Annotated in this window: 22 protein-coding genes and 4 pseudogenes; 13 read left to right on the forward strand and 13 right to left on the reverse strand. The window is 40.0% G+C overall.

The window, feature by feature from the left end; translation table 11 throughout:
- Positions 1-358 (reverse strand): annotated as a pseudogene (locus tag JWG41_RS20755) (hypothetical protein); the annotation flags it as partial.
- Between the two features lie 56 nt (positions 359-414).
- Here JWG41_RS20755 and JWG41_RS20760 point away from each other — a divergent pair.
- A complete protein-coding gene (locus tag JWG41_RS20760) occupies positions 415-1,416 on the forward strand; it encodes an NAD(P)H-dependent glycerol-3-phosphate dehydrogenase (protein WP_205271544.1) in 1,002 nt (333 codons plus the stop codon).
- Here JWG41_RS20760 and JWG41_RS20765 read toward each other — a convergent pair.
- The 8 genes from JWG41_RS20765 to JWG41_RS20800 form a co-directional block, all read right to left on the reverse strand.
- The gene (locus JWG41_RS20765) at positions 1,413-1,817 is read right to left on the reverse strand and encodes an MAPEG family protein (protein WP_205271545.1); all 405 of its coding nucleotides are present in this window, start codon (positions 1,815-1,817) and stop codon (positions 1,413-1,415) included. The genes JWG41_RS20760 and JWG41_RS20765 overlap by 4 nt on opposite strands.
- Positions 1,818-1,902: 85 nt before the next feature.
- Complete coding sequence (locus JWG41_RS20770) at positions 1,903-2,688, reverse strand: alpha/beta fold hydrolase (RefSeq protein ID WP_205271546.1); 786 nt, start codon at positions 2,686-2,688, stop codon at positions 1,903-1,905.
- A gap of 8 nt (positions 2,689-2,696) precedes the next feature.
- Positions 2,697-3,452 (reverse strand): type I methionyl aminopeptidase, encoded by a 756-nt coding sequence (gene map / locus JWG41_RS20775; protein WP_205271547.1) that lies wholly within the window; start codon positions 3,450-3,452, stop codon positions 2,697-2,699.
- A complete protein-coding gene (gene arsS, locus JWG41_RS20780; RefSeq protein ID WP_205271548.1) occupies positions 3,453-4,427 on the reverse strand; it encodes an arsenosugar biosynthesis radical SAM (seleno)protein ArsS in 975 nt (324 codons plus the stop codon).
- 3 nt (positions 4,428-4,430) lie between these two features.
- Positions 4,431-4,769, reverse strand: a complete 339-nt coding sequence (locus JWG41_RS20785; RefSeq protein ID WP_205271549.1) for an arsenosugar biosynthesis-associated peroxidase-like protein — start codon at positions 4,767-4,769, stop codon at positions 4,431-4,433.
- 126 nt (positions 4,770-4,895) lie between these two features.
- A complete protein-coding gene (locus tag JWG41_RS20790) occupies positions 4,896-5,672 on the reverse strand; it encodes an enoyl-CoA hydratase/isomerase family protein (protein WP_205271550.1) in 777 nt (258 codons plus the stop codon).
- A 1-nt stretch (position 5,673) separates the two neighbouring features.
- Entirely contained in the window at positions 5,674-7,722 is a 2,049-nt protein-coding gene (locus JWG41_RS20795) for an AMP-dependent synthetase/ligase (RefSeq protein WP_205271551.1), read from the reverse strand.
- Positions 7,723-7,790: 68 nt separating this feature from the next.
- Positions 7,791-8,003 (reverse strand): hypothetical protein, encoded by a 213-nt coding sequence (locus JWG41_RS20800; RefSeq protein ID WP_408611802.1) that lies wholly within the window; start codon positions 8,001-8,003, stop codon positions 7,791-7,793.
- A gap of 165 nt (positions 8,004-8,168) precedes the next feature.
- Between JWG41_RS20800 and JWG41_RS21100 the strand changes: the two genes are divergently transcribed.
- Positions 8,169-8,399 (forward strand): hypothetical protein, encoded by a 231-nt coding sequence (locus JWG41_RS21100; protein ID WP_084764902.1) that lies wholly within the window; start codon positions 8,169-8,171, stop codon positions 8,397-8,399.
- Positions 8,400-8,604: 205 nt separating this feature from the next.
- On the forward strand, positions 8,605-10,155 hold the full coding sequence (locus tag JWG41_RS20805; protein ID WP_205271552.1) for a MutS-related protein: 1,551 nt from the start codon (positions 8,605-8,607) through the stop codon (positions 10,153-10,155).
- 82 nt (positions 10,156-10,237) lie between these two features.
- Here the strand turns inward: JWG41_RS20805 and JWG41_RS20810 are convergent, their stop codons facing one another.
- Positions 10,238-11,368 (reverse strand): AsmA family protein, encoded by a 1,131-nt coding sequence (locus JWG41_RS20810; protein WP_232374143.1) that lies wholly within the window; start codon positions 11,366-11,368, stop codon positions 10,238-10,240.
- A gap of 90 nt (positions 11,369-11,458) precedes the next feature.
- On the opposite strand from JWG41_RS20810, the gene JWG41_RS20815 reads away from it, so the two are divergent.
- Positions 11,459-12,979 carry an AsmA family protein gene (locus JWG41_RS20815; RefSeq protein WP_232374144.1) on the forward strand — a complete coding sequence of 507 codons (1,521 nt, stop codon included), beginning with the start codon at positions 11,459-11,461 and terminating at the stop codon, positions 12,977-12,979.
- A gap of 82 nt (positions 12,980-13,061) precedes the next feature.
- Here the strand turns inward: JWG41_RS20815 and JWG41_RS20820 are convergent.
- Positions 13,062-14,612: pseudogene (locus JWG41_RS20820) on the reverse strand (MutS-related protein).
- Between the two features lie 205 nt (positions 14,613-14,817).
- The gene (locus JWG41_RS21105; protein ID WP_084764902.1) at positions 14,818-15,048 is read right to left on the reverse strand and encodes a hypothetical protein; all 231 of its coding nucleotides are present in this window, start codon (positions 15,046-15,048) and stop codon (positions 14,818-14,820) included.
- A gap of 165 nt (positions 15,049-15,213) precedes the next feature.
- Here JWG41_RS21105 and JWG41_RS20825 point away from each other — a divergent pair, with 165 nt between their 5' ends.
- From JWG41_RS20825 to JWG41_RS20860, 8 genes are all read left to right on the forward strand, one after another.
- Positions 15,214-15,426, forward strand: a complete 213-nt coding sequence (locus JWG41_RS20825; protein ID WP_408611802.1) for a hypothetical protein — start codon at positions 15,214-15,216, stop codon at positions 15,424-15,426.
- Positions 15,427-15,494: 68 nt separating this feature from the next.
- Positions 15,495-17,543, forward strand: a complete 2,049-nt coding sequence (locus JWG41_RS20830; protein WP_205271551.1) for an AMP-dependent synthetase/ligase — start codon at positions 15,495-15,497, stop codon at positions 17,541-17,543.
- A gap of 1 nt (position 17,544) precedes the next feature.
- A complete protein-coding gene (locus JWG41_RS20835; RefSeq protein WP_205271550.1) occupies positions 17,545-18,321 on the forward strand; it encodes an enoyl-CoA hydratase/isomerase family protein in 777 nt (258 codons plus the stop codon).
- Positions 18,322-18,447: 126 nt separating this feature from the next.
- Entirely contained in the window at positions 18,448-18,786 is a 339-nt protein-coding gene (locus JWG41_RS20840) for an arsenosugar biosynthesis-associated peroxidase-like protein (RefSeq protein ID WP_205271549.1), read from the forward strand.
- 3 nt (positions 18,787-18,789) lie between these two features.
- Positions 18,790-19,764: an arsenosugar biosynthesis radical SAM (seleno)protein ArsS gene (gene arsS, locus JWG41_RS20845; protein ID WP_205271548.1), complete on the forward strand. Its 975-nt coding sequence runs from the start codon at positions 18,790-18,792 to the stop codon at positions 19,762-19,764.
- A complete protein-coding gene (gene map, locus JWG41_RS20850; RefSeq protein ID WP_205271547.1) occupies positions 19,765-20,520 on the forward strand; it encodes a type I methionyl aminopeptidase in 756 nt (251 codons plus the stop codon). It begins immediately after the preceding gene.
- Positions 20,521-20,528: 8 nt separating this feature from the next.
- Positions 20,529-21,314 carry an alpha/beta fold hydrolase gene (locus tag JWG41_RS20855; RefSeq protein ID WP_205271546.1) on the forward strand — a complete coding sequence of 262 codons (786 nt, stop codon included), beginning with the start codon at positions 20,529-20,531 and terminating at the stop codon, positions 21,312-21,314.
- Positions 21,315-21,399: 85 nt separating this feature from the next.
- A complete protein-coding gene (locus JWG41_RS20860) occupies positions 21,400-21,804 on the forward strand; it encodes an MAPEG family protein (RefSeq protein WP_205271545.1) in 405 nt (134 codons plus the stop codon).
- On the opposite strand, the pseudogene JWG41_RS20865 reads toward JWG41_RS20860, so the two are convergent.
- Positions 21,801-22,802, reverse strand: a pseudogene (locus JWG41_RS20865) (NAD(P)H-dependent glycerol-3-phosphate dehydrogenase). The gene JWG41_RS20860 and the pseudogene JWG41_RS20865 overlap by 4 nt on opposite strands.
- Positions 22,803-22,858: 56 nt before the next feature.
- Between JWG41_RS20865 and JWG41_RS20870 the strand changes: the two are divergent.
- Positions 22,859-23,216: pseudogene (locus JWG41_RS20870) on the forward strand (hypothetical protein); the annotation flags it as partial.

Raw genomic sequence — 23,216 nt, forward strand, 5'->3', positions numbered from 1 at the left:
CAAAGTCAAAACGCCTTGGCTTTGTATCCCAAACTCGATATCCAACAATTTTTAATCGCGCTTTGTTGTCTTTGACAGAAACGGGTTTTAGTCGGACACGGTATTTGATCGATTCCACTTTCAGAAAACGAGCAATCCAGAGCCAACTCATCCGGTAAACTCCTGTCATAATGACTTCACCCTTGGCAGAAGAGACTTCCAAACTCTCTAAATCGGGATCTTCTGCAATGATCTCAGTGGATATGACCTTTCGTAAGCTACCCAAGAGCAAGGTGACTTTATAATTACTCTTTGGGACCACTTTTGGTGGCAAAAAGAGATTCAGTGGATTGAAACGGAGAAGATCCGTTAAAAGCATATTTTAATTTTATTTTCTATTGCCTTTTTGGAAAGCAGATTTAGAATACAGAACTCATGAAGATTGGTATCATTGGCGCCGGAAGTTTTGGCACTGCACTAGGTAGTATTTTAGCGGACAAGGGTTATGACGTTACCCTTTGGACCAGGAGCGAGGATCAAGCAAGATCCATCAATGAAAACCATATGAATACCAAACATATGCCGGATTTGGTGCTTCCCGATAAACTAAAAGCAGATACCAACCTCATCCATGTTGTCAAAGACAAGGATATGATTGTTTCGGCCCCACCAAGCCATGCCCTTTCGGGAATTTTGAAAGAAATCAAAGACCATATCCCACCCAAAGTGCCCATTGTTTCCGCATCCAAAGGAATCGAAAACGAAAGCCTAAGACTTGTTTCCGAAATCTTTGAATCCGAACTTCCTGGACAATTCCATTCCCAACTTTCCTATCTTTCAGGTCCTAGTTTTGCCAAAGAAATGGTAAAACGAGTTCCTACCATTGTGTCCATCGCGTCAAAGAACGAAGCGACCGCCAAACGAGTGCAAGAGATTTTTAGTTTTACCTACTTTCGAACCTATTGGACTCCCGATGTGGTCGGTGTGGAAGTGGGAGGTGCTTTAAAAAATGTCATCGCCATTGCTGCCGGTGTTGCTGATGGACTTGGGTTTGGTCAAAATACGAGGGCTGCTCTCATCACACGCGGGTTAAACGAGATTTCGCGGATGGGAATCAAAATGGGTGCCGATCCCATGACTTTCCTTGGACCTTCCGGTATGGGAGATTTGGTTCTCACCTGTTGTGGGGAAGCATCACGAAATAGAACGGTTGGTTTTCGTTTGGGTAAGGGCGAAAAACTAAAAGATATTTTAGCTTCAATGAATGAAGTGGCGGAAGGTGTCAAAACCACTCTTTCTACAAAAAATCTTTCTGACAAACTGGGTGTGGAAATGGCCATCACCCAGGAAGTTTATCGAATGTTATACGAAGATAAAGACCCAAAAGAAGTTGTGAAAGCTCTTATGGGCCGTGATCTAAAACGCGAGGGTGTTTAGAATAAACGAACCAAAAGAACGATATACGTTACAATTTGTATCGTATAAAACGTAAATCGAATATTCACAGCCAAAACACTTGTGGAAATTAAATGAGTGAGGGATTGTAAGACCCTTGCTCCTAAAATCACAATTCCTGCTTGGTTCACAAAACTATCAATCATCCCTAAATTCGCAGTTAAAAAAACCACTGCTAAAAATAGAGGAAGGTTTTCCAAACTATTGAGATGGGCACGGTTGAGTCTCCAATTGAAATCGGTTCCATGTTGGATCCCTGCCGGAAATTCATTCGATTTTTTTTTGCCGAGTAACACGAGCACACTTCTAAATGAAGTCAAAGAAACACCAAGTCCCAGTGTCCAAAGCGTAAATCCAATCAATGTAAGATAAATCGTTTCCACAAATTCTCCTTAAGTATCCATTCCCATTTTTATGTTCTTCTTAGATACGGATGGAAATTCTACAGAACAAAAATCTTTTTGTAAATCAATTAACGAGTGTTTTGATTTGTTTCCAAACCGTAAGCCAAGAGGAGGAAAAAAAATGATCGGGAGCTTCTGGAATTTCGATGCAATTCAATTGATTCTCTTTGGCAAAGTTCTGAGTGTATTCTTTGGGAAACCACTTGTCTTCACCCGGCAGAAAGATTGTATATTTGGTTCGTTTTTGGATGAGAGAACCATCCACCACAAATCCCGGTAGGAATAGATTTTTTAGAAAAACAGATAAGTCTGACAACTGGATGCGACTGTTTTGGATGGCTACATTTAAGTGGTGAATCTTTCCATCTTCCAACCACTGAGGGTTTGCCAAAGTCTCTAATATTTGTTTGTTGGGAGTCGTCTCATCAGAAACACCAGGTAACAGAAGTAGTCGACTAAACTCTTCAATCGAACCGGATTCATACAAAAATCGAAGGCTAAGAACACTATCCAATATGGGAGAAAGTAAAAACAAATGTCGAAACCGAACTTGGTTGGCATACATCATAAGAGCAGCTCCACCCCCGCTATGCCCAATTCCATACAATTCTTTGTTCAGGTATCCCTTTTCCTTTAGGTAACCATCTAACAATGATATGGAGGATTTGGGATCATAGATTCCGGGCGAGTTTCCATGCGAAGGGGGATTGAACTTAATGAGACGTAGGCCTAAAACCTCGAGCTCTGAATCACGGATCCGAAACGATCTCGCATTCCCACCCGTACTTGGCCAAAGGACAAGCACCCCTCGCATCTCAGACGGAAGAGCACCTGATTCAATGATTTCCATTATAAATCTTACAATGTGGCGATGATTGGTTTTCCGTTTTGGACGATGACAGTATGTTCGCACTGCGCCACATAACTGAGTTCCCCGCGGCGGTTACTGGCCACAAGGGTCCAACCATCTTCTTCTTCGTAAGCAGTTTGGCTTCCAGTAGAGATAAAAGACTCAATCGCAAGAACAAGGCCGTTCCCCAATTTCCTTTGGTCACGTTTTTCTTCATAAACCAAAACTTGAGGTTCTTCATGGAGTTTTTTTCCCGTTCCATGGCCCGCTAAATTTTTGATCACAGTAAATCCATTTTCCACAGCAGCAGAATGAATTTCTCTTCCAATATGACGTAAATAATTGCCAGTGAACGCTTGTTCTGTGGCACGCATCGTTCCTTCGATTGCCGTTGCACAAAGTTTTTGGAGTGTTTCGTTAGAGCGGCCAACCACAAAGGAAATCCCTGTGTCGGCATAGTATCCATCCAGTTTTGCCGAAACATCGACATTCACCAAATCGCCCTCTTTTAAAATGGTTTCTTTTTTAGGAATTCCATGGGCAATTTCAAAGTTGGTACTGATACAAGTATAACCCGGAAATTTGTAATCAAATTTAGGAGCAGAGAAAGCCCCTACTTTTTCAAACTCGTGTTTGGCAGCATTGTCCAATTCCAAAGTAGAAACTCCAGGTTTTGCGAGAAGTTTCAAAAGTTCACGAACCTTTGCGACAAATTTCCCTGCTTTTAAAATACCTTGTAAGTCTTTTTCATTTTGAATCGACATCTAAACAATCTCCCCACCACAACTAGATCCTGCTCCCGCAGTACAGCCATAACAATGATTTGCTACAACGATATCGCGGCTTAGGAAAGATTGCAAATCGAAATCCTTTAGGTGTTTTACTTCTTTCGATTTTAATTCCAACATTTGATTGAAATCGCAATCATAAACAGAACCATCATACCCTACAGAGATTTGATCCAAACACATAAGACCTTCCACCGTTGCCGGATTGTATGCGTTGACAAGAGTTTCCATATACATTTCAAACTTACCGGCTCTGACGAGTGATCCCAAAAACCGATTGATGGGAAGGTTGTTGATACAAAACAGTTGGTTGAATATGATTCCAAACTTTTTAGAAAGAGATTCTTTATACTCTCTTTCCAACTGGGATTGACCCGAACTTAAAAAAAGTCCATTGGGGTTGTATACCAAATGAATGGGGAGGGTTTTCCCATAACCAAGATCATTTAACTTCTTTAAGGCGGTTATTGATTTTTGGAAGACACCTTTTCCTCTTTGGTTATCGGTTGTGTTTTCCAAAACAGAAGGAAGTGAGGAAACAATTTCTACTTGGTTTCCCGCTAAAAATTCATATAACCATTCGTAACCGGGTTCTTCCAAAATGGTAAGGTTACATCGATCGATGACACGTTTGCCTAATTTACGAACTCCTTCGACTAGATAACGAAAGTGAGGGTTCCCCTCCGGAGCACCACCAGTAATGTCTACTGTTTCAATCTGTGGAATTTTTGAAATTAAATCCAAACAAAGATCCACAGTTGCTTTGTCCATCATCTCCGTTCGGATCGGGGATGCATCCACATGGCAATGCCGGCAAGCTTGGTTACACCACCTGCCTACATTGATTTGAAACACCTTTAAAGATCTTGCAGAAATTGATTTTCCTACAGTTTCATAAAAAGGTTTTCCAGTATATGCGTGTAAGGTGGATATTTGCTCAGTCACTTCCATAAATTAGAAAGAGAGTTCATCAATTTTATTTTGCATTTGGACACTATGAACTAAATTGATTCCGGCAGCCATTGCAGCTGCAACGTGAACAGCTTCATTCATCTGGGCTTCGTCCGCCCCTTTTTGTAATGAGGTAGTTGTATAGGCATCAATGCAATAAGGACATTTTAAAGCATGGGAGACAGCGAGAGCAATGAGAGCCTTTTCTCTTTCCGTAAGAGCCCCTTCTGCCATGACTGCATTGTAGTATCCAAAAAACTTATCTGCAAGAGCTGGATTCGTGCGACCGATCTCTCCAAACTTTCCCAGATCTTTTGCGTTGTAATAATGATTTTCTGCCATAAACGACTCCTTAGTATTAGACTTTTTAAAGTGACTATGGAGTCAATGGCGGAGATTTAGGATAGACCATCCTAAATCAGAATTTTACTCAAAATGTAGAAAGAATCAGGCAAATTGGACCTAAATTCAAGTTACGAACTTAGGTCTTCGTTTCTCAATGAGGGAATGAAAACCTTCTTGGCCGTCCTCTGACAAAATGACTTTTGTAAAAAGATCAGCATCAATCTTGAATAAAGATTCCATTCGATTGCGATACGGTTCTCGCAAGGCTGTTTTCATTCCACGACTGGAGTTACTTGTCAACTTAGCAAGGGATTCAGCAAATTTCATGGATTCACCAAACAATGCCTCGGCGCCAAACAACTCATCCACAAGACCAATTTCTTTTGCTTCTGGACCTTTGATTTGTTTGCCTGTGTACAAGAGATCACGAGCCACTTTGACACCTACCAAATCTTGTAAGACAATGGTTGGAATCGAAGGGAAATTTAGACCTACGATGGCTTCGGAGAATCCAATCCTTCCTCCTTTGTCCACCATATAACGGTAGTCAGAAAAAAGAGCGAAGACAGCTCCTGCTGCCATACAATGTCCGTTGATCACGGCAATGGTAGGAACGGGAAAATGGAAATAGGTTTGTGCGGTTCTTAATAATTGTTCCACGGACCTTCGCACATCTGATTCTGTTTTTCCATACATAAGAGTGGGTTCGATCCCGTTGGAAAAAAACTGAGTTTGTGCGGAAGTAAAAAGCAAAACACGCAAAGATGGATTGTTTGCGTGTTTGTTTAAGATTTGTTCGAATAATACGAAAGCTTCGTAATCAAAAGTGTTCTTTTCATTTGACTGCATCTTGATTTCCAAGATGCGGTCTCCATGAAAAATCTCTGCAAATGGAGTCATATTAACTGTTTTTGTAGAGTTCCAAAATTCTGTCTTTGTATTTTTCCGTAATCACGTGCCGTTTCATCTTCATTAGGTTTGTTAGTTCATCACCCACTTCAAATGGTTTCGTGATGAGTGTTACATACTGAACCTGTTCGAAGTTTTTGAATCCGGTTTTAACACTGTTAAAATTACGAACTTCCTTTTTGTAAAAATCAACAATCTTAGGATTGGCGATGAGTTTATCATGACTCTTTTCAGTGATTCCGTTTTCCTCTGCCCAAGGAATCAAAGCATCGAAATCGGGAACAATGATAGCACCTAAAACTTTTTGATCTTGTCCCACAATCATCGACTGTTTGATGTAAGTTGATTCATCAATTTTGTTTTCGATTGGAACCGGTTCTACGTTTTCTCCACCTAGGAGAACAATGGTGTCCTTCGCACGACCTGTGAGAGTCAGTGTTTTTTTGAAGTTAATCATACCGATGTCACCGGTATTTAACCAATTGTCTACGATGGTTTTTTTGGTAGTTTCTGGATTTTTGTAATATCCTTTCATTACCTGAGGTCCTTTGATATGAACCACACCTTTAACACCTAACTTACCAAAAATGATATTTCGTTTGTCGTCAATATGGCAAAGTACGTTACCCGCATCATCGCGAAGTTGGACTTGGCTGAGGGGAACAATATCACCCACAGATCCCATCACCGGTCTGTCGAAAGTTCGAGCAGAAATCACGGGGCCAGTTTCTGTCATTCCATAACCTTCCAAAACCGTAATCCCGATATCCATAAAGAAAGCATCCACATGTTTTTGAAGAGCCCCACCACCGGAAAGAGTGGCACGTAAATGTCCCCCTGTCGCTTGGCGGATTTTGGAAAGTACAACACGGTCTAGGGTGAAGGCGTTAAAAATCGCTCCAAATCCAGCAATTACGTAGAGTGGAGTTTTGAAAGCGCTGTCCTCTGGTAGACCAAACAACGCCGTCAAAATAGCAATGATGGTAACTGTATATGGGCCAGTTAACAAAAGTTTCACGATGGAGACAACTGCCAATACTAAAGATTGTAGAATGTTTCTTCCTTCGTAATCCACTTCCCAACCTTTCAAAAAACGAATCGCTGCGTGGTAATGTTTGGAAAAGAAGTAAGCTACTTTGAACAAAAACCTTCTAACAGGAGGCGTTTGTTTTGGATCGTTAATTCGTGTGTAAATCCCGTTGTAAATACTTTCCCAAACACGAGGAGCGGAAGCCATAAACGTAGGTCTTGCTTTTTGGATGTCGTTACGAAGTTCTGTAACTTTTGTATAATAAGTAGAACCACCGTTGATGATAGCAAAGTATTCAACAACACGTTCAAAGATATGCCAAACAGGAAGGATGGACAACATACGATCGTCAGGTGTTACTTTGGCAACACGAGGAACTACATAATGCATTTGATGGATCATATTGGAATGCATGAGCATAACACCCTTTGGCATTCCCGTAGTTCCAGAAGTGTAAATGAGTGTGTACAAATCGTCCGGTTTGATTCCAGAGATTCGTTTCTCTGTTTCCCGTTTTCCTTTCGCACGCATCTCTCTCCCTTTTTCAAGGAGATCATAAAAATGTAGGATTCCGGCACCTGACTTGAGTTTGGTGTCTTTGTCCATGATGATGACGGTTTTTACCGACTTCACCTGAGATTTGTTGTTTTTGTATTTTTCGTAAACTTTGTCGTTTTCTAAGAAAACAACTTTCGCTTCAGAATGATTCAAAATATAAACAATTTCCGAATCTGTAATGTCAGAGCCTCGTGGAACATTGGCAGCACCTGCAGTTAACACCGCACAATCGGCGATGATCCATTCCATACGGTTATCAGCCAAAACACCTACGTGTTCTCTGGCCTTAACTCCTAAATCAATGAGGGCTTCCGCCAATGCGAGTCCGTCTTCGTAGAGTTCTTTGTAAGTGAGGGCTTGGTAATCCTTTTCGGCATTCTTATACCAGAATGCGGGTCTTGGACCGAATTTTTCTGCGGATTCCTTATAAACGTCTGCTAGGTTATTTGCCATATCTCTCCATCTAAAAGCGGTCTTTATAATAGACCCTACTTTCAGATGGTCAAGAGAAATTTAGGCATTTAGTCCCAGTGGAACCCTTCGCGCTGGTGTCCTTTTTTCAAATGGCGTTCGCGAATCTCGCGGAGTTTGGTCATTTGGGAGAGATTGAGTAGGTTACCTGCCGCAAGTCCCATTTGTGGGAGCAGGCTTTCGTCTTGTGTGTTGGCTAAAAACTGGTTGGTCTTCACAAAGGAGCTTTTAAACTCCAAATTCATATCGGGATAGAAATCCATACAAGCCTCCGTGCTTTCCGGTTTCCGGGGTATTTGTTTTTAAGGTTCCCAACCATCCGTGGTAAGTAGCCTTTCCCCAATATATGTATCGCCGGAAAATGAATATCCTGAAGCAAAAAATTTTGCTTGTACTATTTTTTTTTATCTGGTTATTGGTATTCGTTCATGACGATTCGATTGGAAAATTCAACTGGCAGACGAAACGGGCGTTTCGTTGCATATGAGTACGGGGAAGACCTATTTGGCACCCTGTATTTGAATAAATTTTCCGGTCGAGAAAGAGGCCGTCTGATCGACAAATGGAGATTAAATGACTTAGGAAGTCTCATTCGTGTACTCGACACAGAGATTTCTCGCAGGGAAGAAGAAAATTACGAACGACCCCTTTTCCACTAATCCAACTTATGTTTTCCTTAATTTTAGGAACAAACGTTACAAAGACAAAATACAATCCCTTTCACAAAAACTAAGAAAAGTTTCTATTTTCCGATTTGTTACTTTTGGTATTTTTACAACGGCCCTCTTCTTTTGTTATCTCAACCAAAGGTCTTGGAAAGAGTATTTATATTCCTTAATCATTTTAATTCCTTTTGTGTATTTGGTGCAGTTGTATTCCAAACGGAAAACGCAGATCCAATTTGCAAAAAAAACGCAGAGTTTTATCCAGGAAGAAATCTACAGACTCAGTGGTGAATTTAAAAAAATAAAAACAAGGGAACTTTGGGAATATCCAGAAATTGTACGAAACCACCCGCTTTCCATTGATTTAGATCTTTGCACCAAACAAGGGTTTATCGGAATCTATGATACCACTATCACGGAAATTGGTTTCCAAACTTATCTAAAACGTTTTTTACAAGAACCCATTGAAGATCCAAATTTCCATTCCCATCCCAATGAAATTGGAAAAATTCTAAAGAAACATTCTTATACTCGTGGTTACCATCTCTTGCGAAAGTTTTTAGTTCCCGATGCGGAAACCAATGAAAAGTTTCCTTTGCCCCCGGTGAACCCAGAAGATTTCTTTTGGAAAAAAAGAAAGTTCCTAAAGGTTTTGTTTCCGATCTGGGGGACCATCACTCCGATTTATCTCGTGGTTGGATTGTTATTTGATCTGCCACTCATTCCCTTACTCCTTCTCATCAATGGTATTTTGTTTTTTAGTTACAGAAGTGATTCTTTAAAACAATGGAAAGAAATTAAAGCTTTGTCTACTGGTGCCGGTAGATTTCAGAAAACCTTTCTTTATTTAACCAAAGATCGAAAATCCACCAAACAAATGCTTGGTCATATAACTTCATTGGGAGATTCTTCCGAGTTACTCATCTCTCCCCTACCTCATTTCATTCTCAATGTTTTATGTTTATGGGACCTTTGGAAAATCAAATCCCTCGGGAAATGGAAACAGAGGTTTGGAAATCTTTGGAATGAACTAGAAATTCAAATATTGAAAACAGATGCGGAACTCCCCTTTGTAAATTTTGGATTTTTGTTTCCGGAAGGTAACTTTGCCATCCCATCGACTTCGGGGACTTTGAGTGCGACAAGTTTGGTCCATCCTCTACTTCCCAAACAAAGCCGTGTGTTTAACCCACTCACCAAAATGTTACCTGGGGATTTAATGATTGTAACTGGGTCCAATATGAGTGGAAAAACAACTTATCTTAGATCCATCGCCATGTCATTGTTACTTGCCGGTGCCGGTGCCCCTGTTCTTGGTTCGGAGTTTGAGTTTCCTGAATTTCAAATCCATACACTGATTCGGTCACAAGATTCTATGGAAGATGGAGTTTCCTTTTTTTATTCTGAGGTGAGGCGATTGTCTTCCATCATTCGTACCGCAGACCATTCCAAACAAGTTCCCGTTTTGTTTTTGGATGAAATTCTCAAAGGAACGAATTCCAAAGAACGTTACATTGCCACTAGAGAGATTCTCTCTGTCCTACGGGAAAAACAAACCATTGTATTTTTAACAACTCATGATTTGAAACTAGCAGAGATTCCTTGGGCCAAACGATTCCACTTCACCGAACTGGAAGTAGATGGACAAATGGATTTTGATTACAAAATTCGAGAGGGGGTTTCTGGTTCCACAAATGCACTAAAGATTCTAAAAAAAGAAGGAATCCCAATTCGAAACGAAGCGGAGTGAGATGTTTTTAATATCCAAGTCATTCAAAATATAATGTAAGGGTTGGTTAATCTCATAAAACCCAACAAATCACTTGTTGATTTTATTTTTCCTTTCCTTCCTCTTCTCCACCAAACAATGATTTCAACCCATTCCACCCTTTTTGAACACCACCTGTTACATTATCCACAGCTTTATTTACATAGTCTGACATAGCGGATCCTGCGATCCCACCAACAGCAGCACCAGCGGGACTTGCAAGAAAGATGGTACCAGCGTAGACGGAACCAAGCCAAATGGGATCAATGAATGGGGCCGAAACTCCATACGTTCCTCTATAGATGATGGGGAGTTTTAAAGCCCTACCGGCTACACCAGGAAAACCAATGGTAAATCTCATATCGATATTTTTATTGAATCCGATTTTACCACCACCAGAGCCCGCAATCCCATCTGCTTTTAATGCTAAGTTTTTGACTTCAATGGTATCTTTTGCATAGAAAAAATCAAACTTTAGTTCGTTATACGGTGTGGCGCGACTGAAATCTATTTTTTTTAAATTGATGACACTACCAATCGAACTAATTGGTTTTAAAATATTTGTGTAACTTAACAATTCACCATTCTTAGCATTGATGTTCCCAGTAACCTGTAAATTGTTAATGAGTCCATCTTCTGTATCAGCGGGTGATGATAAAAGAAATTCAGAATCTAACTTACCTGTGATTGGTGAAATATTAAATAAATCGGCAAGGATGGGGGCCACTCCCAAATTTTTGATATTCCCTTTGATTTCAAGATTGGGATTTGTGCCAAAAAGATAATGTCCAGTTCCTGCTGCAATTCCTTCATAAGCTTTTAATTCATATTTAGTAATATTAATTTTTCGTTTTGCATAATGAATATTTAATTTAAGTGAGTCTGCATGAAAATCGCCTGCATTCAAATTTCTAAAATTAAAATTTAAATATACATTCATCCGATTTACATAACCGGTACTGGGGATATTTCTTGTAAGGATTGATTTTTCTAAATCAGGATCTACCCAAATTTTAATGACTTTGATGATACTCGGAACATCTAAATAATCCGAAGTTCCTTCAAAGGAAATTGTTGGAGATAAAGGTGGTTTTAAAAAGTTAACAAACCCGGAACCATTTAGTTTAGATTTTCCCTTCCAATCTACGATGATATCTGCAAATGATATTTTTGATTCGCGGATATCATAGTTCATTATAGTTGATGCATAACCGTCAGCGAATGTTTTGCCAACTTTGTAAACCAAATCGAAATCAAAAATATCACAATCCTTTTTGAAGATAAATTGTATTCTCGAAATATCAAATTGTATCTTTGGGAAACCACTTTCCAACTAGATCGTGATTTAAGAGATTTGGACATTTACATTTATGGAAAGTTAAACGACGAACCTATATCTCTTAGTACCAATCTTTTGTTTGTTACGGATCAGATGACCTATGAATCCACAAGGTTTGAAGGGGACTTTGCATTTCAAAATTTAAAAGGAACAGATCTTCACGATATACTCATCATCTTTACGTATGGTGATTTACGATTTGCAAGGACTACGGGAAATATACCCTTTTACAAACGAGACGAAGCTAAAATTTATGCGATTGCGGATCGAATTCACATTCGAGATTTAGCTCTAAAAGATGGCAAAACATTCGCTGACGGTTATGCATCAACTATAATGAACTATGATATCCGCGAATCAAAAATATCATTTGCAGATATCATCGTAGATTGGAAGGGAAAATCTAAACTAAATGGTTCCGGGTTTGTTAACTTTTTAAAACCACCTTTATCTCCAACAATTTCCTTTGAAGGAACTTCGGATTATTTAGATGTTCCGAGTATCATCAAAGTCATTAAAATTTGGGTAGATCCTGATTTAGAAAAATCAATCCTTACAAGAAATATCCCCAGTACCGGTTATGTAAATCGGATGAATGTATATTTAAATTTTAATTTTAGAAATTTGAATGCAGGCGATTTTCATGCAGACTCACTTAAATTAAATATTCATTATGCAAAACGAAAAATTAATATTACTAAATATGAATTAAAAGCTTATGAAGGAATTGCAGCAGGAACTGGACATTATCTTTTTGGCACAAATCCCAATCTTGAAATCAAAGGGAATATCAAAAATTTGGGAGTGGCCCCCATCCTTGCCGATTTATTTAATATTTCACCAATCACAGGTAAGTTAGATTCTGAATTTCTTTTATCATCACCCGCTGATACAGAAGATGGACTCATTAACAATTTACAGGTTACTGGGAACATCAATGCTAAGAATGGTGAATTGTTAAGTTACACAAATATTTTAAAACCAATTAGTTCGATTGGTAGTGTCATCAATTTAAAAAAAATAGATTTCAGTCGCGCCACACCGTATAACGAACTAAAGTTTGATTTTTTCTATGCAAAAGATACCATTGAAGTCAAAAACTTAGCATTAAAAGCAGATGGGATTGCGGGCTCTGGTGGTGGTAAAATCGGATTCAATAAAAATATCGATATGAGATTTACCATTGGTTTTCCTGGTGTAGCCGGTAGGGCTTTAAAACTCCCCATCATCTATAGAGGAACGTATGGAGTTTCGGCCCCCTTCATTGATCCCATTTGGCTTGGTTCCGTCTACGCTGGTACCATCTTTCTTGCAAGTCCCGCTGGTGCTGCTGTTGGTGGGATCGCAGGATCCGCTATGTCAGACTATGTAAATAAAGCTGTGGATAATGTAACAGGTGGTGTTCAAAAAGGGTGGAATGGGTTGAAATCATTGTTTGGTGGAGAAGAGGAAGGAAAGGAAAAATAAAATCAACAAGTGATTTGTTGGGTTTTATGAGATTAACCAACCCTTACATTATATTTTGAATGACTTGGATATTAAAAACATCTCACTCCGCTTCGTTTCGAATTGGGATTCCTTCTTTTTTTAGAATCTTTAGTGCATTTGTGGAACCAGAAACCCCCTCTCGAATTTTGTAATCAAAATCCATTTGTCCATCTACTTCCAGTTCGGTGAAGTGGAATCGTTTGGCCCAAGGAATCTCTGCTAGTTTCAAATCATGAGTTGTTAAAAATACAATGGTTTGTTTTTCCCGTAGGACAGAGAGAATCTCTCTAGTGGCAATGTAACGTTCTTTGGAATTCGTTCCTTTGAGAATTTCATCCAAAAACAAAACGGGAACTTGTTTGGAATGGTCTGCGGTACGAATGATGGAAGACAATCGCCTCACCTCAGAATAAAAAAAGGAAACTCCATCTTCCATAGAATCTTGTGACCGAATCAGTGTATGGATTTGAAATTCAGGAAACTCAAACTCCGAACCAAGAACAGGGGCACCGGCACCGGCAAGTAACAATGACATGGCGATGGATCTAAGATAAGTTGTTTTTCCACTCATATTGGACCCAGTTACAATCATTAAATCCCCAGGTAACATTTTGGTGAGTGGGTTAAACACACGGCTTTGTTTGGGAAGTAGAGGATGGACCAAACTTGTCGCACTCAAAGTCCCCGAAGTCGATGGGATGGCAAAGTTACCTTCCGGAAACAAAAATCCAAAATTTACAAAGGGGAGTTCCGCATCTGTTTTCAATATTTGAATTTCTAGTTCATTCCAAAGATTTCCAAACCTCTGTTTCCATTTCCCGAGGGATTTGATTTTCCAAAGGTCCCATAAACATAAAACATTGAGAATGAAATGAGGTAGGGGAGAGATGAGTAACTCGGAAGAATCTCCCAATGAAGTTATATGACCAAGCATTTGTTTGGTGGATTTTCGATCTTTGGTTAAATAAAGAAAGGTTTTCTGAAATCTACCGGCACCAGTAGACAAAGCTTTAATTTCTTTCCATTGTTTTAAAGAATCACTTCTGTAACTAAAAAACAAAATACCATTGATGAGAAGGAGTAAGGGAATGAGTGGCAGATCAAATAACAATCCAACCACGAGATAAATCGGAGTGATGGTCCCCCAGATCGGAAACAAAACCTTTAGGAACTTTCTTTTTTTCCAAAAGAAATCTTCTGGGTTCACCGGGGGCAAAGGAAACTTTTCATTGGTTTCCGCATCGGGAACTAAAAACTTTCGCAAGAGATGGTAACCACGAGTATAAGAATGTTTCTTTAGAATTTTTCCAATTTCATTGGGATGGGAATGGAAATTTGGATCTTCAATGGGTTCTTGTAAAAAACGTTTTACATAACTTTGGAAAAAAAATTCAGTGATAGACGTATAATAGATTCCGATAAACCCATATTTTCAGCAAAGATCAAAATAAATGGAAATCGGGTGGATTCGTACAATTTCTGGATATTCCCAAAGTTCCCTTGTTTTTATTTTTTTAAATTCACCACTGAGTCTGTAGATTTCTTCCTGGATAAAACTCTGCGTTTTTTTTGCAAATTGGATCTGCGTTTTCCGTTTGGAATACAACTGCACCAAATACACAAAAGGAATTAAAATGATTAAGGAATATAAATACTCTTTCCAAGACCTTTGGTTGAGATAACAAAAGAAGAGGGCCGTTGTAAAAATACCAAAAGTAACAAATCGGAAAATAGAAACTTTTCTTAGTTTTTGTGAAAGGGATTGTATTTTGTCTTTGTAACGTTTGTTCCTAAAATTAAGGAAAACATAAGTTGGATTAGTGGAAAAGGGGTCGTTCGTAATTTTCTTCTTCCCTGCGAGAAATCTCTGTGTCGAGTACACGAATGAGACTTCCTAAGTCATTTAATCTCCATTTGTCGATCAGACGGCCTCTTTCTCGACCGGAAAATTTATTCAAATACAGGGTGCCAAATAGGTCTTCCCCGTACTCATATGCAACGAAACGCCCGTTTCGTCTGCCAGTTGAATTTTCCAATCGAATCGTCATGAACGAATACCAATAACCAGATAAAAAAAAATAGTACAAGCAAAATTTTTTGCTTCAGGATATTCATTTTCCGGCGATACATATATTGGGGAAAGGCTACTTACCACGGATGGTTGGGAACCTTAAAAACAAATACCCCGGAAACCGGAAAGCACGGAGGCTTGTATGGATTTCTATCCCGATATGAATTTGGAGTTTAAAAGCTCCTTTGTGAAGACCAACCAGTTTTTAGCCAACACACAAGACGAAAGCCTGCTCCCACAAATGGGACTTGCGGCAGGTAACCTACTCAATCTCTCCCAAATGACCAAACTCCGCGAGATTCGCGAACGCCATTTGAAAAAAGGACACCAGCGCGAAGGGTTCCACTGGGACTAAATGCCTAAATTTCTCTTGACCATCTGAAAGTAGGGTCTATTATAAAGACCGCTTTTAGATGGAGAGATATGGCAAATAACCTAGCAGACGTTTATAAGGAATCCGCAGAAAAATTCGGTCCAAGACCCGCATTCTGGTATAAGAATGCCGAAAAGGATTACCAAGCCCTCACTTACAAAGAACTCTACGAAGACGGACTCGCATTGGCGGAAGCCCTCATTGATTTAGGAGTTAAGGCCAGAGAACACGTAGGTGTTTTGGCTGATAACCGTATGGAATGGATCATCGCCGATTGTGCGGTGTTAACTGCAGGTGCTGCCAATGTTCCACGAGGCTCTGACATTACAGATTCGGAAATTGTTTATATTTTGAATCATTCTGAAGCGAAAGTTGTTTTCTTAGAAAACGACAAAGTTTACGAAAAATACAAAAACAACAAATCTCAGGTGAAGTCGGTAAAAACCGTCATCATCATGGACAAAGACACCAAACTCAAGTCAGGTGCCGGAATCCTACATTTTTATGATCTCCTTGAAAAAGGGAGAGAGATGCGTGCGAAAGGAAAACGGGAAACAGAGAAACGAATCTCTGGAATCAAACCGGACGATTTGTACACACTCATTTACACTTCTGGAACTACGGGAATGCCAAAGGGTGTTATGCTCATGCATTCCAATATGATCCATCAAATGCATTATGTAGTTCCTCGTGTTGCCAAAGTAACACCTGACGATCGTATGTTGTCCATCCTTCCTGTTTGGCATATCTTTGAACGTGTTGTTGAATACTTTGCTATCATCAACGGTGGTTCTACTTATTATACAAAAGTTACAGAACTTCGTAACGACATCCAAAAAGCAAGACCTACGTTTATGGCTTCCGCTCCTCGTGTTTGGGAAAGTATTTACAACGGGATTTACACACGAATTAACGATCCAAAACAAACGCCTCCTGTTAGAAGGTTTTTGTTCAAAGTAGCTTACTTCTTTTCCAAACATTACCACGCAGCGATTCGTTTTTTGAAAGGTTGGGAAGTGGATTACGAAGGAAGAAACATTCTACAATCTTTAGTATTGGCAGTTGTCTCCATCGTGAAACTTTTGTTAACTGGCCCATATACAGTTACCATCATTGCTATTTTGACGGCGTTGTTTGGTCTACCAGAGGACAGCGCTTTCAAAACTCCACTCTACGTAATTGCTGGATTTGGAGCGATTTTTAACGCCTTCACCCTAGACCGTGTTGTACTTTCCAAAATCCGCCAAGCGACAGGGGGACATTTACGTGCCACTCTTTCCGGTGGTGGGGCTCTTCAAAAACATGTGGATGCTTTCTTTATGGATATCGGGATTACGGTTTTGGAAGGTTATGGAATGACAGAAACTGGCCCCGTGATTTCTGCTCGAACTTTCGACAGACCGGTGATGGGATCTGTGGGTGATATTGTTCCCCTCAGCCAAGTCCAACTTCGCGATGATGCGGGTAACGTACTTTGCCATATTGACGACAAACGAAATATCATTTTTGGTAAGTTAGGTGTTAAAGGTGTGGTTCATATCAAAGGACCTCAGGTAATGAAAGGATATTACAAAAATCCAGAAACTACCAAAAAAACCATCGTAGACAATTGGTTAAATACCGGTGACATCGGTATGATTAACTTCAAAAAAACACTGACTCTCACAGGTCGTGCGAAGGACACCATTGTTCTCCTAGGTGGAGAAAACGTAGAACCGGTTCCAATCGAAAACAAAATTGATGAATCAACTTACATCAAACAGTCGATGATTGTGGGACAAGATCAAAAAGTTTTAGGTGCTATCATTGTTCCCGATTTCGATGCTTTGATTCCTTGGGCAGAGGAAAACGGAATCACTGAAAAGAGTCATGATAAACTCATCGCCAATCCTAAGATTGTTGATTTTTACAAAAAGGAAGTTCGTAATTTTAACAGTGTTAAAACCGGATTCAAAAACTTCGAACAGGTTCAGTATGTAACACTCATCACGAAACCATTTGAAGTGGGTGATGAACTAACAAACCTAATGAAGATGAAACGGCACGTGATTACGGAAAAATACAAAGACAGAATTTTGGAACTCTACAAAAACAGTTAATATGACTCCATTTGCAGAGATTTTTCATGGAGACCGCATCTTGGAAATCAAGATGCAGTCAAATGAAAAGAACACTTTTGATTACGAAGCTTTCGTATTATTCGAACAAATCTTAAACAAACACGCAAACAATCCATCTTTGCGTGTTTTGCTTTTTACTTCCGCACAAACTCAGTTTTTTTCCAACGGGATCGAACCCACTCTTATGTATGGAAAAACAGAATCAGATGTGCGAAGGTCCGTGGAACAATTATTAAGAACCGCACAAACCTATTTCCATTTTCCCGTTCCTACCATTGCCGTGATCAACGGACATTGTATGGCAGCAGGAGCTGTCTTCGCTCTTTTTTCTGACTACCGTTATATGGTGGACAAAGGAGGAAGGATTGGATTCTCCGAAGCCATCGTAGGTCTAAATTTCCCTTCGATTCCAACCATTGTCTTACAAGATTTGGTAGGTGTCAAAGTGGCTCGTGATCTCTTGTACACAGGCAAACAAATCAAAGGTCCAGAAGCAAAAGAAATTGGTCTTGTGGATGAGTTGTTTGGCGCCGAGGCATTGTTTGGTGAATCCATGAAATTTGCTGAATCCCTTGCTAAGTTGACAAGTAACTCCAGTCGTGGAATGAAAACAGCCTTGCGAGAACCGTATCGCAATCGAATGGAATCTTTATTCAAGATTGATGCTGATCTTTTTACAAAAGTCATTTTGTCAGAGGACGGCCAAGAAGGTTTTCATTCCCTCATTGAGAAACGAAGACCTAAGTTCGTAACTTGAATTTAGGTCCAATTTGCCTGATTCTTTCTACATTTTGAGTAAAATTCTGATTTAGGATGGTCTATCCTAAATCTCCGCCATTGACTCCATAGTCACTTTAAAAAGTCTAATACTAAGGAGTCGTTTATGGCAGAAAATCATTATTACAACGCAAAAGATCTGGGAAAGTTTGGAGAGATCGGTCGCACGAATCCAGCTCTTGCAGATAAGTTTTTTGGATACTACAATGCAGTCATGGCAGAAGGGGCTCTTACGGAAAGAGAAAAGGCTCTCATTGCTCTCGCTGTCTCCCATGCTTTAAAATGTCCTTATTGCATTGATGCCTATACAACTACCTCATTACAAAAAGGGGCGGACGAAGCCCAGATGAATGAAGCTGTTCACGTTGCAGCTGCAATGGCTGCCGGAATCAATTTAGTTCATAGTGTCCAAATGCAAAATAAAATTGATGAACTCTCTTTCTAATTTATGGAAGTGACTGAGCAAATATCCACCTTACACGCATATACTGGAAAACCTTTTTATGAAACTGTAGGAAAATCAATTTCTGCAAGATCTTTAAAGGTGTTTCAAATCAATGTAGGCAGGTGGTGTAACCAAGCTTGCCGGCATTGCCATGTGGATGCATCCCCGATCCGAACGGAGATGATGGACAAAGCAACTGTGGATCTTTGTTTGGATTTAATTTCAAAAATTCCACAGATTGAAACAGTAGACATTACTGGTGGTGCTCCGGAGGGGAACCCTCACTTTCGTTATCTAGTCGAAGGAGTTCGTAAATTAGGCAAACGTGTCATCGATCGATGTAACCTTACCATTTTGGAAGAACCCGGTTACGAATGGTTATATGAATTTTTAGCGGGAAACCAAGTAGAAATTGTTTCCTCACTTCCTTCTGTTTTGGAAAACACAACCGATAACCAAAGAGGAAAAGGTGTCTTCCAAAAATCAATAACCGCCTTAAAGAAGTTAAATGATCTTGGTTATGGGAAAACCCTCCCCATTCATTTGGTATACAACCCCAATGGACTTTTTTTAAGTTCGGGTCAATCCCAGTTGGAAAGAGAGTATAAAGAATCTCTTTCTAAAAAGTTTGGAATCATATTCAACCAACTGTTTTGTATCAACAACCTTCCCATCAATCGGTTTTTGGGATCACTCGTCAGAGCCGGTAAGTTTGAAATGTATATGGAAACTCTTGTCAACGCATACAATCCGGCAACGGTGGAAGGTCTTATGTGTTTGGATCAAATCTCTGTAGGGTATGATGGTTCTGTTTATGATTGCGATTTCAATCAAATGTTGGAATTAAAATCGAAAGAAGTAAAACACCTAAAGGATTTCGATTTGCAATCTTTCCTAAGCCGCGATATCGTTGTAGCAAATCATTGTTATGGCTGTACTGCGGGAGCAGGATCTAGTTGTGGTGGGGAGATTGTTTAGATGTCGATTCAAAATGAAAAAGACTTACAAGGTATTTTAAAAGCAGGGAAATTTGTCGCAAAGGTTCGTGAACTTTTGAAACTTCTCGCAAAACCTGGAGTTTCTACTTTGGAATTGGACAATGCTGCCAAACACGAGTTTGAAAAAGTAGGGGCTTTCTCTGCTCCTAAATTTGATTACAAATTTCCGGGTTATACTTGTATCAGTACCAACTTTGAAATTGCCCATGGAATTCCTAAAAAAGAAACCATTTTAAAAGAGGGCGATTTGGTGAATGTCGATGTTTCGGCAAAACTGGATGGATACTATGCCGACACAGGGATTTCCTTTGTGGTTGGCCGCTCTAACGAAACACTCCAAAAACTTTGTGCAACGGCAATCGAAGGAACGATGCGTGCCACAGAACAAGCGTTCACTGGCAATTATTTACGTCATATTGGAAGAGAAATTCATTCTGCTGCTGTGGAAAATGGATTTACTGTGATCAAAAATTTAGCGGGCCATGGAACGGGAAAAAAACTCCATGAAGAACCTCAAGTTTTGGTTTATGAAGAAAAACGTGACCAAAGGAAATTGGGGAACGGCCTTGTTCTTGCGATTGAGTCTTTTATCTCTACTGGAAGCCAAACTGCTTACGAAGAAGAAGATGGTTGGACCCTTGTGGCCAGTAACCGCCGCGGGGAACTCAGTTATGTGGCGCAGTGCGAACATACTGTCATCGTCCAAAACGGAAAACCAATCATCGCCACATTGTAAGATTTATAATGGAAATCATTGAATCAGGTGCTCTTCCGTCTGAGATGCGAGGGGTGCTTGTCCTTTGGCCAAGTACGGGTGGGAATGCGAGATCGTTTCGGATCCGTGATTCAGAGCTCGAGGTTTTAGGCCTACGTCTCATTAAGTTCAATCCCCCTTCGCATGGAAACTCGCCCGGAATCTATGATCCCAAATCCTCCATATCATTGTTAGATGGTTACCTAAAGGAAAAGGGATACCTGAACAAAGAATTGTATGGAATTGGGCATAGCGGGGGTGGAGCTGCTCTTATGATGTATGCCAACCAAGTTCGGTTTCGACATTTGTTTTTACTTTCTCCCATATTGGATAGTGTTCTTAGCCTTCGATTTTTGTATGAATCCGGTTCGATTGAAGAGTTTAGTCGACTACTTCTGTTACCTGGTGTTTCTGATGAGACGACTCCCAACAAACAAATATTAGAGACTTTGGCAAACCCTCAGTGGTTGGAAGATGGAAAGATTCACCACTTAAATGTAGCCATCCAAAACAGTCGCATCCAGTTGTCAGACTTATCTGTTTTTCTAAAAAATCTATTCCTACCGGGATTTGTGGTGGATGGTTCTCTCATCCAAAAACGAACCAAATATACAATCTTTCTGCCGGGTGAAGACAAGTGGTTTCCCAAAGAATACACTCAGAACTTTGCCAAAGAGAATCAATTGAATTGCATCGAAATTCCAGAAGCTCCCGATCATTTTTTTTCCTCCTCTTGGCTTACGGTTTGGAAACAAATCAAAACACTCGTTAATTGATTTACAAAAAGATTTTTGTTCTGTAGAATTTCCATCCGTATCTAAGAAGAACATAAAAATGGGAATGGATACTTAAGGAGAATTTGTGGAAACGATTTATCTTACATTGATTGGATTTACGCTTTGGACACTGGGACTTGGTGTTTCTTTGACTTCATTTAGAAGTGTGCTCGTGTTACTCGGCAAAAAAAAATCGAATGAATTTCCGGCAGGGATCCAACATGGAACCGATTTCAATTGGAGACTCAACCGTGCCCATCTCAATAGTTTGGAAAACCTTCCTCTATTTTTAGCAGTGGTTTTTTTAACTGCGAATTTAGGGATGATTGATAGTTTTGTGAACCAAGCAGGAATTGTGATTTTAGGAGCAAGGGTCTTACAATCCCTCACTCATTTAATTTCCACAAGTGTTTTGGCTGTGAATATTCGATTTACGTTTTATACGATACAAATTGTAACGTATATCGTTCTTTTGGTTCGTTTATTCTAAACACCCTCGCGTTTTAGATCACGGCCCATAAGAGCTTTCACAACTTCTTTTGGGTCTTTATCTTCGTATAACATTCGATAAACTTCCTGGGTGATGGCCATTTCCACACCCAGTTTGTCAGAAAGATTTTTTGTAGAAAGAGTGGTTTTGACACCTTCCGCCACTTCATTCATTGAAGCTAAAATATCTTTTAGTTTTTCGCCCTTACCCAAACGAAAACCAACCGTTCTATTTCGTGATGCTTCCCCACAACAGGTGAGAACCAAATCTCCCATACCGGAAGGTCCAAGGAAAGTCATGGGATCGGCACCCATTTTGATTCCCATCCGCGAAATCTCGTTTAACCCGCGTGTGATGAGAGCAGCCCTCGTATTTTGACCAAACCCAAGTCCATCAGCAACACCGGCAGCAATGGCGATGACATTTTTTAAAGCACCTCCCACTTCCACACCGACCACATCGGGAGTCCAATAGGTTCGAAAGTAGGTAAAACTAAAAATCTCTTGCACTCGTTTGGCGGTCGCTTCGTTCTTTGACGCGATGGACACAATGGTATGACCTCGTTTTAGCATTTATTTGGCAAAACTAGGACCTGAAAGATAGGAAAGTTGGGAATGGAATTGTCCAGGAAGTTCGGATTCAAAGATTTCGGAAACAAGTCTTAGGCTTTCGTTTTCGATTCCTTTGGATGCGGAAACAATGGGCACTTTGGGTGGGATATGGTCTTTGATTTCTTTCAAAATTCCCGAAAGGGCATGGCTTGGTGGGGCCGAAACAATCATATCCTTGTCTTTGACAACATGGATGAGGTTGGTATCTGCTTTTAGTTTATCGGGAAGCACCAAATCCGGCATATGTTTGGTATTCATATGGTTTTCATTGATGGATCTTGCTTGATCCTCGCTCCTGGTCCAAAGGGTAACGTCATAACCCTTGTCCGCTAAAATACTACCTAGTGCAGTGCCAAAACTTCCGGCGCCAATGATACCAATCTTCATGAGTTCTGTATTCTAAATCTGCTTTCCAAAAAGGCAATAGAAAATAAAATTAAAATATGCTTTTAACGGATCTTCTCCGTTTCAATCCACTGAATCTCTTTTTGCCACCAAAAGTGGTCCCAAAGAGTAATTATAAAGTCACCTTGCTCTTGGGTAGCTTACGAAAGGTCATATCCACTGAGATCATTGCAGAAGATCCCGATTTAGAGAGTTTGGAAGTCTCTTCTGCCAAGGGTGAAGTCATTATGACAGGAGTTTACCGGATGAGTTGGCTCTGGATTGCTCGTTTTCTGAAAGTGGAATCGATCAAATACCGTGTCCGACTAAAACCCGTTTCTGTCAAAGACAACAAAGCGCGATTAAAAATTGTTGGATATCGAGTTTGGGATACAAAGCCAAGGCGTTTTGACTTTG

It is taken from the genome of Leptospira chreensis, from assembly GCF_016919165.1.
In the GTDB taxonomy this organism is placed as follows: Bacteria; Spirochaetota; Leptospiria; order Leptospirales; family Leptospiraceae; genus Leptospira_A; species Leptospira_A chreensis.